The sequence below is a fragment of the Streptomyces sp. NRRL S-1813 genome, assembly GCF_000719605.1.
In the GTDB taxonomy this organism is placed as follows: Bacteria; Actinomycetota; Actinomycetes; order Streptomycetales; family Streptomycetaceae; genus Streptomyces; species Streptomyces decoyicus.
In genome coordinates this window covers 24967-39507 of the sequence record NZ_JOHB01000036.1, presented here as the reverse complement: position 1 = coordinate 39507, position 14541 = coordinate 24967, and the positions used below count along the sequence as shown (strand labels likewise).

The window sequence follows — 14541 nt, the reverse complement described above, 5'->3', positions numbered from 1 at the left end:
TCGGTGTCATGTGGTCTTCAAGCCCCTTCGGCACACTTACGGGCGCACCCGTGGGTGCGCCCGTAAGTCGTGCCTGCGGCCGGTTGCGTACGGGCCGCGCGCAGCGGCCCGCGGGCAACCGGCCCGCAGTGAACGGTCAGTCCATACGGCGCGGCCCGCCGAGCAGGTTGGTCTCCGCTTCCGTGGGCTGGGTCATGACGAACTGATGGCCGTCGCGCGAGCACCACAGCATGGCGTTGTCGCTGAGCGTCGGCAGCACCGCACCGACCTGCTCCGGCAGCCGCATGATTCGCGTCACAACTTCCGCCTCCTCGGGCGAAAGCCGCTGGAGAGCGACCAGATCCGCCCGGCTGAGCATCTGCGGCGACCGCGGCCCGAGGAACGGCAGCACGGTCAGCACCGACTGCCAAGGGCTCGGGGCGAGCTGATTGCGCGGCGGCCGGGCACCCATGTCCCGTACGACCAGCACCGGGCTGGAAACCGACGGCCCCTGGGGTGCGATCTGACGCACCTCGTGGACGGACACACACTGCTGTCCGCCGCCCGCGGCCTGCGCCATCTGCCCCCAGGCCGGCGGCCGCGCGGTCTCGACCGCGACCCGGGCGCCGGTGGCGACCGTACGCAGCGCCAGCACCTGGGCCATCCACATGCTGCCGACCAGCACGATCTCCATCGGCGCGGGCCGCAGCAGGCTCAGCACGGCGGGCTGGTTCTGCGGGTCGATGCCGATGATCACGCCGTCGTCACCGACCGGCAGGGTCAGCGAGGCGAGCGACTCGGCCGTCAGGACGTGCGGGCTGCGCCGCGGGCCGCGCAGACCGAAGCCGGGCCGGGGCTTGGGACCGGTCGGGCCCGACTGCTCCTCGTCCGGACGCGGCTGGTGCGAGAGCCGGCCGCCGCCGGTGCCGGAGCCCCCGATGGGGGGATTGCGCCAGCCGTTGCCACTGGTGTTGACGCGGGGCTGATAGGTGGGAGAGGCCATCAGCGGGTACCTCCGAGGGGGAGCGTGGCCAGCAGGCCGGGCAGCTGTTCCCGGTCGAGCCGGACGAGCCCGACCTTCACGGAACCGGAACGGCGCTCCAACTCGCTCTGCGCGGCGGAGAGTTCGTTCTCACTGCGGGTGGAAAGACGGACGTAGCCCGAGATGGCCGGGGCGCGGCCGCCGCCGTGCGTGGCGGTCAGCGCGAAGGTGCTGGCCATGGCCCTGGTGCTGGTCAGCAGCTGGGTGACGGCCGCCAACGGCGCACCGCCCTGGCCCAGTTGGGGCCACCGGCCGATCCAGTACGTGGTGTGCCAGCGGTCGTCGCAGCGCATGGCGCGGGTCGTCTCCTGGGTGCGGCGGGCCGCCCGGCCGTCACGCCCCATCGCGCCGTTGGCGGCCCGCGGGCTGACGCACACCGCGGTACCGATCGCGGCCACGACCTCGCGCTCGGCGAGCACCTTGGCGCGGACGCCGTGTGCGGTGAGCCGGCTGACGAGCTGGTCGGCGGCGCGCAGCAGCGAACGCTTGGCGCCCTCCATGCCGCCGCCGCGGGCCTCGATCGCCTCCGAGCACAGCTCGGGGTCGAGCTTGAGCGCGATCCATGTCAGCTGGAGTGCCGGCGTCTGCGCCTGGGCCTGGAGGGGCGCGTACGAGCGGGCCGCGACGGCCTGCTCGGGCAGATGCGGCGCCGGCGCGGGCTGGGTGTACTGCACGAACTGCACCGATTCGAGGTGGATGTCCTCGATGTCCAGCGCGGTGTGCAGTACCTCCAGCGGAAGCATGTGGCTGCCGCGCTGCGGCCGCAGCGGCTCGTCCCGGGCGTCCACCTGCACGATGGCCGTCAGGAACGTCCCGTCACCGACGAACCCGATGGCGCGCTGATCCGCCTCGGTGGTGAACTCGTAGGTCTGGAGCGCCGGTTCGCACTCCACCACCGGGGCGAAGGCCGGATCCACGCCCTGCGTGGCCGCGATCGCGGAGGCGCTGTCCTTGCCGCGGCGCTTCATGGCGCGCACGGTCGTGATCCATTCCGGCAGCGGAATCTTCCGTCGCCGGCCGAGCGCGAAAACGACCAGAAGGGCCGCGATCACAATGGCCGCGGTCAGTGCGGCCGGGTGGATCGTCCAGCCCACCAGCACCAGTGCCGCGGCGAGTTCGATGATGGCCAGCTGCTGGACGCGCACCCCGCCGATGGTTCCGGCCTGTTGGCGCAGCCGCGGTGCCACCGGACCGGCCGGACGGGCCGCGGAATCCCGGCCGCCATTTCCTCTGTTGCCCGAAGCTGTACCGTTTTGGCCAGCATTTCCCGCGTATTGCGGGGCAGCGGAAGGCTGTTGCTGCTGTTGCCGCCCATTGCGGCGTCGAGCCCTGGTGGCGCTGGACATCCCCCGGCCTGCTCCTCTACTGGTGGTGTGGCTTCTAGGCGTATCGGTCGCCCGCTGAGGCTGGTGCGTTGGAAGGTGGCACCCGTACCGTACGGGTCGATCGATACACGGCATAGTAGAGGGCGCTACGGCGTGAGTGCCGGGGGCGGTCGCTGTGGATCCAACAGGCGGGGAGAGAAAGCAACAATGGCATCACGTCGGGACGAGCTGAATGCGTATTCGTTTGCTCGAAAGCGCACGAATGCGGCATTTCTGAAGCCGCTGCCGAACGGTTCGATCGAGAGCGCCCCCAGGCCGCTCAAGGCGGTGGTGCCCAGCATCGTCGTGGGTGTCTTGGTGCTTGTGGGATTTGGGGCCTGCGGCATTCTCAAGCCCGTTGCGCCGCAGGGGTGGGACGAAGTCGGCAAGAATGTCATCGTCGGGGACCAATCCACCACGCGTTACATCGTGCTGGAAAACAAGGACCGCAACGGCAAAAGCCAGAAACTGCTGCACCCCATCCTGAACCTCGCCTCCGCCCGCCTTCTTCTCGACCCGAAGTTCAGCGTCGTCAAGGTCAAGGAATCCGAGCTGGACGGAAAGCTCCCGCACGGGCCCGCCATCGGCATCCCGTACGCCCCCGACCGGCTGCCCGCCACGGAGGACGCCGACAAGCCCAAGACCTGGGCGGTGTGCAACCGCCCCGGCACCGGTGAAAACAGCAAGCCGCAGCAGGCCGTCTTCGTGCTGGCCGGCAAGGACAAGCAGCTCGTCGAGGACAACAAGGGCAAGCTCGACCTGCACCAGGCGCTGTACGTCGAGGACCCCGACGGCAAGAAGTGGCTGGTCGACAACAGCGGCAAGGCCTTCGCGTTCAACTCCCCCCAGGAAACGGGCCGGGCCGCCCTGCGGCGCATCATCTTCGGCTCCGACGCCACCCCGCAGAAGGTGTCGCAGCAGTTCATGGACACCCTCCTGACGGTTCCGGACAAGGCCGGCATCAGCATGCCCACGGTCGCCGGCGCGGGGAGCGAGACCACTGACCCGAAGGTCCCGCAGAAGGCCAGGAAGGTCGGCTCGATCCTCAAGGACAGCAACGGCCAGAAGTACGTCGTGGAGAAGGACGGCGTCGAGCAGGTGTCCAACTTCGTGGCGAAGCTCCTGGAGGAGGGCGCGAACGCGGACACGCTGAACGGTGACGGTTCGCCGCTGACGCCCGTCCCGATCGCCACCGGCAGTGTCGACCCGAAGCTGGACGACGCACAGAAGCCGACGGACTTCATGGGCACGCTGTTCGGCGTCCCGTCGCCGTGGCCGACCGACGCCGTTTCGGCGGCCAACGACTTCGACCACGGTTCCCAGACCGGTGGTTTCACCAGCCCCACCAAGAGCGGCGTGTCGTGCAGCGTCTACAAGGGCACCAACGACAAGTACCCGGGCGGCGAGGAGAAGCAGCTCGGCTACCCGAACGGCGTGCCGAAGATGCAGGCCTGGGTCGGCACGGACTACCCGGCCAAGATCGCCAGCGGCGCCAGCTCGTATGTCACCCCCGGCAGCGGGCTGCTCTACACGGAGGTGCCCACCCCCTCCGCGAAGAGCGGCAGCCTGTTCCTGGTGACCGACACGGGACTGCGCTACTCCATTCCCAGGAACAACGACGGCGGGAACAAGGCCGGCAACGACAAGCAGGAGCAGGACCAGTCGAGGCTCCACCTCGGCTACGGGGCCTCGCATCCGCCGCTGATTCTGAAGGCCTGGTCCTCGCTGCTCTCCGAGGGCCCCTCGCTGGACATCCGGAGCGCCCAGAAGCCGCAGTCGTCCTGATATGTGTGAAGTCCGCGCCGACGCCCGGGACGGGCTACCGGCGCGGACTTCGGCGCATCGCCGATTCTCTGCACCGTAAATTCACGAGGTCGTCCGCTGCCTTCTCGGTGCGATCTTCGTCGCACTCCGGCGAGCCCGGTCCTGACCGATAGCATCACTTCTGTCCGATTCTTTTGAACAACGTTTCAGCGACGGCCAGTTGACAATGTTGTGATCCCGTCACAACAACCGTCCCCCTGTTGGGAACGGGCATATGGAGTGGGTAAAGTAGCCAAAGGCGTCAGCAGGAGATGCCTACCGCGCGAGCGCCTGTGGCGGCATGCCGCGGTACGACGTACGAGTCTCATGGGGGACGTTGACTATGGCTGGTCAGCAGTACACAACCACCGAGGAGGAGATGGTCGCGTTCAGCGGCAAGATCTCCTCGGTCAACCAGTCGATCCAGGGCGAGATCTCGCGCCTGAACACGGTCGTCGACACCATCACGTCCGGGTGGAAGGGTGCTGCGGCCTCCTCGTACAACCAGCTGCAGTCGCAGGTGAACGAGGACGCCAACCGTCTCAACCAGCTTCTGGGTGAGATCAAGGAAGCGATCGACGAGACCACGAAGAACTACTCCGCCTCCGAAGAGGAGCAGGCCCAGTCGATCTCGCACGTCTCCGCCTCGGCTTCCCCGTTCGGATGATGGGGCCGCGTCGCGCTTGTGCGGCGTAGCTCAGCAGCCACAGCACGGGCCAGCCGGGCAGTCCCCGTCGGCCCGCTGTGGCATGTATCGACCAGGCTTCATCAACTCCTGAGGAGACACCATGTCAGGCCAGATCCTCGTTAATTTCGCGACGATCTCGCAGGCCAGTTCCGACGTGCGCGGTACTGCCAACAACATCCGCCAGCAGCTCGACGACCTCGAGTCGGGTGTCAAGAAGATCGCCGCCAGCTGGGAAGGTGCGGCGCAGGAGGGCTACCAGGCCCGCCAGCGCGAGTGGGACCAGCGCGCCGCCTCCCTGCACTCGACGCTTGAGGCCATCGCCAAGGCGCTGGACCAGGCCGCCCAGAACTACCAGGCCACCGAGCACAAGAACTCCGGTATCTGGGCGGGCTGACCTCGCGTCGGCACAAGCACGGATAGCGATCGGCTGAGCAGCCCGACGGCTCGCACAGTGGTCAATGAGGGCGAGCGCGCTGCATCAGTGCGCTCGCCCTTCTGCCGTCCAGCACCGCCCCGTAACTCCCCCACCACCTCCTCCACATCGCCTCTTTCTCCGCCGTTTCCTCACTCCTCGTCCCCGCCCATTCCGTCACACAGGGAGAGCAGACAACCCGTGGGATCTCGCGCCATTGGTCATCGAGCCGGGCACCGCCGCCGAGCGGCGGGCGCTCTGGTTACGGCGGCGTGCATTGCCGGCCTCTCCAGCGTCACCGCCGCGCCGGCGATCGCGGACGAGAACGTGCCGCTCAACAGCGGTGAGTGCAAGTTCGGCACGGACAACATCGAAGAGACCCCTTGGTCGCTCCAGCGCCTCCTGACCAATCAGTTGTGGGCGAACGGCCGGATGAAGGGTCAGGGAATTCGCGTCGGCGTCATCGACACCGGTATCGACGCGGGCAACAAGCAGCTCCAGGGCGCGATCGGCAGCGGCGGCGCGACCTTCGTCAAGGGCAAGCCGACCGAGGACAAGGTCGGCCACGGCACCAAGGTCGCCGGAATCATTGCCGCCCGCCCTATCAAGGGCTCCGGCTTCTTCGGAATCGCGCCCAAGGCGACCGTCATCCCGTTCCAGCAGACCTCGGAAGAGAAGCCCGGCACCGCCGAAAGCCTCGCCAAGGCCATCAACAAGGCCGTGGCTGAGAAGGTCGACATCATCAACATCTCGCAGGGAACCGGCGCCGACCGTCGCTTTCTGCCCACCCTTGAGCAAGCGATCCAGAACGCCGCGCAGAAGAACATTCTCGTGGTCGCCTCCGCCGGCAACGGCGGCGCCGACGGCGGCGAAAAGGACATGTACCCCGCCGCCTTCTCGGATGACTACCCCAACGTCCTGGCAGTGGCCGCCTCGGACCGCAACAACGAGCGCGCGCCCTTCTCCCAGTCCGGAAAGTTCGTCCAGATCGCCGCTCCCGGCGTCGACATGGTCTCCACGGTCCCCGACGGCGGCAACTGCGTCGACCAGGGCACCAGCTTCGCCGCTCCCTATGTCACGGGAGCCGCGGCCCTCCTCAAGGCCAAGCACAAGACCTGGACGCCGCAGAAGCTCATCTGGCACCTCGAGCAGACCGCCGAGCGCGTGCGCGCGAACCGCGACGACTTCATCGGCTGGGGCGTCATCGACCCGGTGGCAGCCCTCAACGACGACACCGAGCCCACTGCCGAACCCAAGCCGGACAAGCCCTCCAACGCGGCTGACGGCTCCAACATCCAACCGGCCGTCCTCACCATCGGCGAAAGCACCGAGGAACGACGTGCCCGCATTTCCATCTACATTGTCGGCGGCGGACTTCTCGCCGTCGGCGCGGTCGTCGGATCCTCGATCGCTATCCGGGACTGGCGCCGTAAGACTGGTTTGAAGACACACGGGGAGGCTTAATCATGGGTGGTAAAGACGAGTACGGCGTCGATCTGGACGCGTTGGACCAAGTGGTCAAGGAGCTCAACCACGTCCTCCAGATGATGGGTGACTCGAAGAGCACGGCCAAGAACAGCACCTACCTGGCGAAGGGCACCCTGGGGCACGGGTTCGCCGAGGAAGGCCAGCTGTACCAGGCTCACGGCGCGATGAAGGGCGAGATCGAGCAGCTGATGGAGATGGTCGAGGGCCTGGTCGATCGCTTCGGGAAGAAGTCGTCCAAGGTCCGGGGCGCGTATCAGGACGCCGAGGCCGACAACACCGTCAGCATGAGTTGACGTCAGCGGGCGGATTGCAGTGACAGAGAGAGCAAGTTCGATGACGGAGTGGGGGACAGTAGATGGCATCGAATGACGGTAAGTTCAAGCCCGCCGAGGTCCACGTACCGAAGAACGCTGACCCGGCGCCCACAGGTTCGGGCGCGGCGCAAGAGGAAAGCTACGAAATCGGCCAGAGTCGCCCTCAGTTCACCAAGCTGAGGCTGAACCAGGTCAAGCAGATGGTCGAGGGCTCCAATCCGGGCGAAGTCGGCAATGTCGCCGAGGGCTGGAAGCTTGTTCGCATCAAGCTGGTGGGCGGCGGTCACGACTGGAACGCCCAGGACTGGAATGACGGCATCAAGAAGAAATTCGATGATGCCGTGACCAAGGTCCTGGAGACCTGGCACGGACACTCCGCGGAACAGTTCGCGACTGCGGCGCAGAAGATCAGCAACAACTTCGCGAAGCTTGCTGCCTACCCGCACAACACCGGCTATGTCCTTCACCAGATCAGCGAGCATCTGGCGGACGTCAAGAAGGCGGTCGCGGACGTTGAAGAGCCCAGTGAGCTGGATCGCATCAAGGACCGGGCTGCCGACGGATTGAGTTCTGGGGCCGGTAAGGGTGCAGCCATCGGGAATACCATCATGCCGGGTGGAGGGGGCGCCCTGGTCGGCGGCCTGATCGGTGGGATGACCGGGGGCGACGGCCGGGATGACACCCAGCTGAATGCTGACCTCGCCAATCCGAAGATGAGCATCTTCGATGCCGTCAACAAGAACCGTGGAAGCCTGTCGATCGACCGGGAGCGTGAGCTCCAGGCTGCTCACTACATGGAGCAGCTGGCTACGACCTATCGGGCGGGCGCTAGGGCCCTTGGGAAGCCTGGTGGGCGTACTGGGCGTGGTGGCCGTGAGGACAACGGCGACGAAGTTCCTGACTACGACGGTGGCGGCCCCATCCCCCCAATTGGCCCGTATGGCCCGGCTCCGTCCGGCCCGAAGGGTGGCACGACACCGAACATTCCCGGTGTCAAGGGTGGTGGATATACGACCCCGCAGCCGATGGAAGCGCCTCGGCCGCACGGCATCGACGGCGGCGTCGGCAGCATCCCGAAGACGCCTGCACCCCACATTGGAACCGGCCTTGACGGCCTCTCAGGAGGCAGCGGTCTTGGGCCCGGCGGTGGCACAGGTGCTGGGGGAATCGGTGGCGGTGTCGGCGGAGGCGTGGGCACTGGCGGTCTCGGCGCAGGCTCCGGCAGCGGTGGCGCAGGCTCAGGTCCGGGTATGGGCGGCGCCGGCATGCCAGGCATGGTCGGAGGCGCCGGCGCCGGAGCTCGTACCGGTGGCGCCGGGGCTGGAGGAGGCGCACGGGGCGGCCGTGCCGGTATGCCCGGGATGGGCGGTGCCGCTGGTGGCGGAGCCAAGGGCGCTGGTGCCAAGGGCGCCGGCGGCAAGGGCGGCGCGATGGCGCGGCAGAAGGGCGGCCTCGTCGGCGGCAAGGGCGGCAAGGCCGGAGCCGCAGGGCAGGGAGGATCCGGTCTGCACCGCAGCCGTGGCGGTACGCAGCAGGGTGCGACAGGCGGTCGCCGTCCGGCGGGGATGGCCGGAGCGCATGGTGCTCACGGCGCCAAGGGCAAGGACAAGGGCGGCGAGAACGGACAGCGTCCGGACTACCTGGTAGAAGATGAGGAGACCTGGACGCCGGAGCGTAACGTGGCGCCCAAGGTCATCGAGTAGAACCTTGTCGGGCTAGTTCCGACGCACAGCGGAATCGAAGTGGGGCCCGCAGTCCCCGGACTGCGGGCCCGCCCCCTGTTAGGGAGAGGTGTAACGGCATGAGCTTTACGCGGACGCTGCGTGCAGTTGGCGGCGCGGTGGTGGCGGGAGCACTGCTCTTCGGCTCCGCTTCGGCTGCTTCTGCGGACCAGATCAGAGATGATCAATGGCCGTTGAAGTCGTTTGACGCCGAAAATGTGTGGAAGGTCTCGACAGGCAAGGGCGTCACGGTCGCAGTGATCGATGATGCCGTTAACGGCAGCCACCCTGATCTGAAGGGAAACGTCCTGCCAGGAAAAGACGTGAGTCAAGGCGGGGCTGCTAATCAAGAAGGCGCGAATGATCACGGTACGTCAATGGCCTCGATTATTGCCGGCCATGGGCACGGTTCCGGTAATTCGCAAGGAGTGAAGGGCCTGGCTCCAGAGGCCAAGATCTTGCCGGTAGCAATCCCTGGCGAAGATGACGTATCCGCGCAGGATGAGGATAGCCTGGCTGAGGCGCTGAAGTATTCTGTTGATCACGGCGCATCTGTCATCAACATGTCGGTTGACTTTTCCGTGCTGACGGAGGAAGAAAAGAAGGCTCTTTCTTATGCAATCAAGAAGGATGTTTTCCTTTCTGTTGCCACAGGTAACGAAAGTCGTGGGCGCCTTGGCGAGTTGCCTGCCTACCCGGGGGTAGTCGCTGTTGGTGCAGTGGACAAAGCTGGCCAGGTGTGGGACGAGTCAAATTCTGGTTCGCAGACGATGCTCGCGGCACCTGGCACCCACATCCGATCTGCGGCGGCATCCAAGCCGTATCGGTTGGCAAGTGGCACCTCTGACTCGGCAGCGTACGTCTCGGGAGCCGCAGCCCTCCTCCGTGCCAAGTTCCCCAACCTCACCGCCGGTCAAGTTGCGAATCGGCTCGTGAAGACCGCTGGTCTGCCGCCCGGGCAGGAAGGCATGAAGCTTCCGGACCCGCACTACGGCTACGGCTTCATCCGGCCCTTGCGCGCGCTGACGCAGAACATCCCGGCCGGCTCCAAGAACGGCCCGCTGAAGACCCCTAAGGCCGAGTCGGCTCCGGCCGCTGGTGGGGCGTCCGCTCCCGGTGCATCGGGCACCGGTGGTGACCAGGCCGGCGAGCAGAACGACGGACTCGGCACGGGTGCCATCGTGGGCATCGGGGTCGGTGTCCTGGCCGTTGTCGCGATCATCGTCATCGTCGTGGTCCGGCAGAAGAAGAACGGCCGCAACGGCCCGCCCCCCGGTGGTCCTGGTGGCTTTGGCGGCCCCGGCGGTCCTGGGTTCCCGCCGCAGCAGCAGGGTCCGTACCAGCAGCCGGGCCCGTACCAGCAGCCCGGGCCGTATCAGCAGCAGCCCAGCGCTCCGGGTGCGTTTCCGCCCGCGCCGCCCACCCAGCCCCCGGGCCAGTGACGGCCTGCTGCAAAAAATCGTGCCTCAGCCGGAATTGAGTACGTGAACCAGTCAGTTTTCGACTGGACTGTCTCAGACAGAACGTTCCGATTCCTGATGGTTGAGGATGGCGCGTAGCTCGTCGGCGCCAATCGCCATAGTCTCCTTGGGTCCGCAGCCATCAGGCTGCGGACCCAAGTGTTTGATTCGGCTGAATTCGTGGCGCCACAGGGATCTTTCCTGGCCCACAGCTATGCCGCAGGCATGTGATATGCGCTTGACGGCCCCCACCAGTGTTGGACCCTGGCGGGGGCCTTCGCATACCCCCAGAGCTTGGTTGCGTTACGGGCGTTCGTCGCTCAGCTGCGTCGTCGGGATGTAAGGCCCCCCGGGTGCTGCACATAACCGGGCGAGAATTCGCAAACGCCACTTAGTCGTTCGCGTCTAAGGCGCGTTTATCGGACAACGTCGGACCTGTCGCCGATGAGTGGTAGCCGCGCTTGTAGAGTACGCGTCAGCAGTAACGGGGGAGTGGTCAAGGCTTGCCTTCTTCGCGCCTTGGCCAACGGGGTGTTGTCAGCGGTATCTGGGTGCGGCGCGGATCACGTGCGTCGGCATCGACCGGCCATCATCTCCATTGTGCTCCCGGCCCTTTCGGGAGCTTTGCCTGAGGCCCACTCCACCTCTGCCCGCGTGCGTAGCAGTGCGGCGCCGCGCCATCATTCCGTGTCCGAAAGGAAACATATGTCGTACCCTCCGCAGCCTGGAGGGCCGGGCGGCAGCCATGCGTACGGACAGGCGAGTCCACCTTCCCAGTCCGCCGGCGCACCGCCCGCAGCCCCAGGCCACGTACCCTCGCCTCCCTATGCATCTGGGGGACAGGGCCCGGTCCCTCAGGGCTCGCCGTATGTGGCACAGGCCTGGCCCCAGCAGGCCGGTGGCCCTGTGTCACCGCCTCCGCCCCCGCCGCCCGGTGGTGAGAACAAGGGGCTCAAGCGGGTGGTCATCGGTGTCGTCGTGCTGGCCGTGCTGGCGCTCTTGGGGATCGGCGGGGTGGCGATCTCCAAGGGCATCGGTGGCAATGAACTGCCGGAAGCCGCCGGCGGAGACGGGTCGCAGGAGAAGCTGCTCAGCGAGTCCGACATCTCCAGCCTGCTGCGAGGGCGGACCCAGGCACTCAAGAACGGGGACGAGGATGCCTTCCTCTCGCCGTTCTCGGGTGCGGCGAGGGTCCATCAGAAGAAGATCTACGAGAACCTGCGCAAGGTGCCCTTTGCGCAGGCTGATTACCGCGTTCTGAGGCAGACCGGTTCGGGCAGCAGTGACTACGGTGACGGCGCGACCGTCGCGCTCGACGTGGCGTTCGTCCACAAGATCGAGAATGTCGATGTCCAGCCGGTCGCCGAGTGGTACCGGTGGGTCGTCAAGCGGGCGTCGAAGGGCGAGAAGCCGTCCATCACGAAGGTGGGCGGATCACCGTCCGCCTACGGGGCGAAGGGGTTCGTCTACTACCCCGCCCCCTGGGACGTCTACGACGACATGTACGTCAAGCGGCAGGCACACACGGTGATTGTCGCCGACAAGAAGAACGCGGCGCAGGCCGGCCGCTATGCCCCGCACATCGAGAAGGCGGCTGCGGACGACCTCTCCTTCTGGAGCGCGAACGCGCCGTCCGGTGCGTCGACTCCCACGGCGTTCTTCGTCAATGTGGAGCCCAACCGGAAGACATACGCGACGATGTACGCGAGTGCGGATAAAGACCCCGGTTGGGACGCGGGGATGAGCGTGGGAATGCCGGCGTTCTCCGAGGCCTACGAGGATGTGCGTGACAAGCCGCAGTTCGGCGGCGCCCGGATCAAGATGGACGCCACCTCGAACTACTTCACCACCAAGGACTGGCCGGGCGGGGTGAAGGCGATCTCTCACCACGAGATGGCGCACTCCATCACGCAGGCGCTGGACAAGGGCGACTACAGCATCCTCACGATGGGCGACGGCGGCCCGCGCACATGGGTGGTCGAAGGATTCGCCGAGTACGTAGCTTCCCAGTTCGACCCGCGGGCCGCCGCGGAGAAGATGCGCTCGGGCTACTCGGACCCGAAAGCCAAGTTCGACGGCAAGCTGCCGGACACCGAATTCGGCTCCTACCCACACAGCGTCCACATGGACTACGCCCTTGGCTATCTCGCCCTCAAGTACATCGAGAAGCAGGGCGGCCAGGCCAAGACGCTGAAGTTCGTCGTGGACCACTATCAGAACCCGAAGAAGCTGGACCAGCAATTGCAGGAGGCCGTGGGGCAGAGCGGCACCGCGTTCGAGAGCGGCTGGGCCAAGTACGTGAGGAGCGTGGTCCGATGACAGCCGATGGCACTCCGGGCGCCCAGGGCCCCGCAGGCCAGCAGCCCCAGGCGCCACCTCCGTCCGGAGGGGTGTCGTGGCAGAAGGCCGAGCCGCAGCAGGGTTACGGCTTCCCGCAGCAAGCTCCACCGCCCGCCCAAGGGCACGGTTCCGCGCCCTTCGGACAGCCGGCGTACGGCGCTCCGCAGCAGCCTCCGCCTCCGCCCGCGGGGGGCGTGGCGCCGGGGTACGGTGGCGCGCCCGGCCCTCAGGCGGCTCCAGGACTTCGGCAGTCGCCGCCCGCCCCCTTCCCGGCGCAGGGACAGTACCCGGCCCAGGTCCCGTACGGCGCTCCGGCCCCGCCCCCGGCCGAGAAGGGCAAGGCCGGTCTGATCGTGCTGCTGGTCGTGGCTCTGGTGGTGCTGTCCGGTGCCGGTGCCGGTGCCTGGTATCTGCTGGCCGGGTCCTCCTCGGACGACGCGGTGCTGTGGTCCCAGCCCAGTTACAAGGGGGGCAAGCGGCTCCCGGGCGAGATGTCCAAGGAGGTGGAGGGCACATGGATCACCGACAAGACCGTCGTTCAGACCCTTCCCGACGGTGTGAAGGCGTACGACGTCGCCACGGGCAAGCGGATGTGGGCGACGCCGCTTCCGGGTGACAGCAACACCGTCTGTTCCGCGCCGTCGCAGTCAGCCGGCGGCATCGGCATCGTCGCGTACGGTGAGGCCGGCGCCTGCGACCACCTCGTCGCGTATGACCTCGGTGCCGGCAAGCAGATGTGGACCAAGGGGCTCAAGAAAAGGTCCAAGGCCAAGCCTGGCTCCGACGGCAGGTTCCAGCCAGGTGATTCCGGCGCCCCCGACACACGGGATGCCTCCTACGCACGCTCGGGTGACGTCGTGATCGCGCAGGTATGGGGAACCACCCAGGCCCTGAAGATCTCCGACGGTTCCCCGGCATGGGAACCGGAGGAGTCCGGCAAGTGCGGGGGCGCAGGTGAGTACACCGGCGGCAAGGCCCTGATCCGTGTGCGCAATTGCAGCACCAAACCCTTGGACGGAGTGCAGTACGACGAGGTCTCCCTGATTGATCCCGCCACGGGCAAGGCCAAGTGGACCTACACGTTCCATCCCGAGAAGGGACGCTACAACCCGGGGATGTCCAACGGTGGCGAGGTCATCAGCACGGACCCGGTCGTGCTGTACCCGGAGCGCGAGGACACGGGTCTGATCGCGCTGGACAATCAGACGGGCAAGCTCCGCAGCCGTTTCTCCCCCCACACTCCGGCCGAGTATGTGCAGAGCCAGAGTCCCGAAGGGACGCCGTGGATGGAGGACGGAGTCTTCGGGAACACCTTTGTCGTGGGTGCTTCAGAGGGGAGCAACAAGGGTCAGCTGCTGGCTGCCTACGACCTCGACAGCGGTAAATTGCTGTGGAAGACCAAGGCGGACAAGTCCAGGGACTACTACCCGTTGCCGGGTGCGGTCGGCGACAAGATCCTCGCCTATGCGCGGAACAACTCCAAGGACAAGGGCCCTGAACTCGTCGAGTACGACCCCAAGACCGGTACTCCCCACACCGTGGTCGAGTACCCGGCCGAGGTAGACGAGGGCCTCGATCTCTCTGCCAGGCCCTACTGGCGGGACGGTCGGCTGTACATGACGGCCATCGGCTCCGCAGACATGATCGTGGGGACGAAGACGTACGCCATGGTCGCTCTCAAGCTGCGCCAGTAGTTCTGTTCTGACGCCTCTCGCGCCGGGAGGCGCACGACGCCGCCTCACCCACCTTTTGTTCTGCGGTGGGTGAGGCGGCGCCGTTGTGCGCTCGGGTGCCTCGCCTCCCTTGGGAGCAGCGAGGAGGAGCCTGCACGGCAGGAAGTTCGCCGGGCCCTTGAGGCGGAGGCCTGGCGTGCATGGCGGGCCAAGGCACACGGGAGTGTGCACGATGCCTGGCGGCTTCCCACGGTGGC

The 14541-nt window shown here is 66.8% G+C and carries 11 protein-coding genes; 9 read left to right on the top strand and 2 right to left on the bottom strand.

Going from position 1 to position 14541, the window contains the following annotated elements; genetic code table 11:
- Nucleotides 1–136: 136 nt before the first annotated feature.
- Entirely contained in the window at nucleotides 137–982 is an 846-nt protein-coding gene (locus IF67_RS0133040) for a hypothetical protein (RefSeq protein WP_030991972.1), read from the bottom strand.
- Nucleotides 982–2208, bottom strand: a complete 1227-nt coding sequence (gene eccE, locus IF67_RS0133035) for a type VII secretion protein EccE (RefSeq protein ID WP_030991971.1) — start codon at nucleotides 2206–2208, stop codon at nucleotides 982–984. Before eccE ends, IF67_RS0133040 begins: the two co-directional genes overlap by 1 nt.
- Before the next feature lie 345 nt (nucleotides 2209–2553).
- On the opposite strand from eccE, the gene IF67_RS0133030 reads away from it, so the two are divergent.
- From IF67_RS0133030 to IF67_RS0132980, 9 genes are all read left to right on the top strand, one after another.
- Nucleotides 2554–4170: a type VII secretion protein EccB gene (locus IF67_RS0133030; RefSeq protein WP_030991970.1), complete on the top strand. Its 1617-nt coding sequence runs from the start codon at nucleotides 2554–2556 to the stop codon at nucleotides 4168–4170.
- A 361-nt stretch (nucleotides 4171–4531) separates the two neighbouring features.
- A complete protein-coding gene (locus IF67_RS0133025) occupies nucleotides 4532–4855 on the top strand; it encodes a WXG100 family type VII secretion target (RefSeq protein WP_006602761.1) in 324 nt (107 codons plus the stop codon).
- Between the two features lie 121 nt (nucleotides 4856–4976).
- Nucleotides 4977–5270 (top strand): WXG100 family type VII secretion target, encoded by a 294-nt coding sequence (locus tag IF67_RS0133020; RefSeq protein WP_030991969.1) that lies wholly within the window; start codon nucleotides 4977–4979, stop codon nucleotides 5268–5270.
- Nucleotides 5271–5489: 219 nt separating this feature from the next.
- Nucleotides 5490–6752, top strand: coding sequence for a type VII secretion-associated serine protease mycosin (gene mycP, locus IF67_RS0133015; RefSeq protein ID WP_030991967.1), 1263 nt, complete (start codon nucleotides 5490–5492; stop codon nucleotides 6750–6752).
- Between the two features lie 2 nt (nucleotides 6753–6754).
- The gene (locus IF67_RS0133010; protein WP_030991966.1) at nucleotides 6755–7069 is read left to right on the top strand and encodes a hypothetical protein; all 315 of its coding nucleotides are present in this window, start codon (nucleotides 6755–6757) and stop codon (nucleotides 7067–7069) included.
- A 62-nt stretch (nucleotides 7070–7131) separates the two neighbouring features.
- Complete coding sequence (locus tag IF67_RS44005; RefSeq protein WP_158713202.1) at nucleotides 7132–8793, top strand: hypothetical protein; 1662 nt, start codon at nucleotides 7132–7134, stop codon at nucleotides 8791–8793.
- Nucleotides 8794–8891: 98 nt separating this feature from the next.
- Nucleotides 8892–10253: a S8 family serine peptidase gene (locus tag IF67_RS0132990; RefSeq protein WP_030991961.1), complete on the top strand. Its 1362-nt coding sequence runs from the start codon at nucleotides 8892–8894 to the stop codon at nucleotides 10251–10253.
- 924 nt (nucleotides 10254–11177) lie between these two features.
- Nucleotides 11178–12590 (top strand): hypothetical protein, encoded by a 1413-nt coding sequence (locus tag IF67_RS44000; protein ID WP_158713201.1) that lies wholly within the window; start codon nucleotides 11178–11180, stop codon nucleotides 12588–12590.
- Nucleotides 12587–14305, top strand: coding sequence for a PQQ-binding-like beta-propeller repeat protein (locus tag IF67_RS0132980; RefSeq protein ID WP_158713200.1), 1719 nt, complete (start codon nucleotides 12587–12589; stop codon nucleotides 14303–14305). The genes IF67_RS44000 and IF67_RS0132980 overlap by 4 nt, the downstream gene beginning before the upstream one ends.
- Nucleotides 14306–14541: the final 236 nt, after the last annotated feature.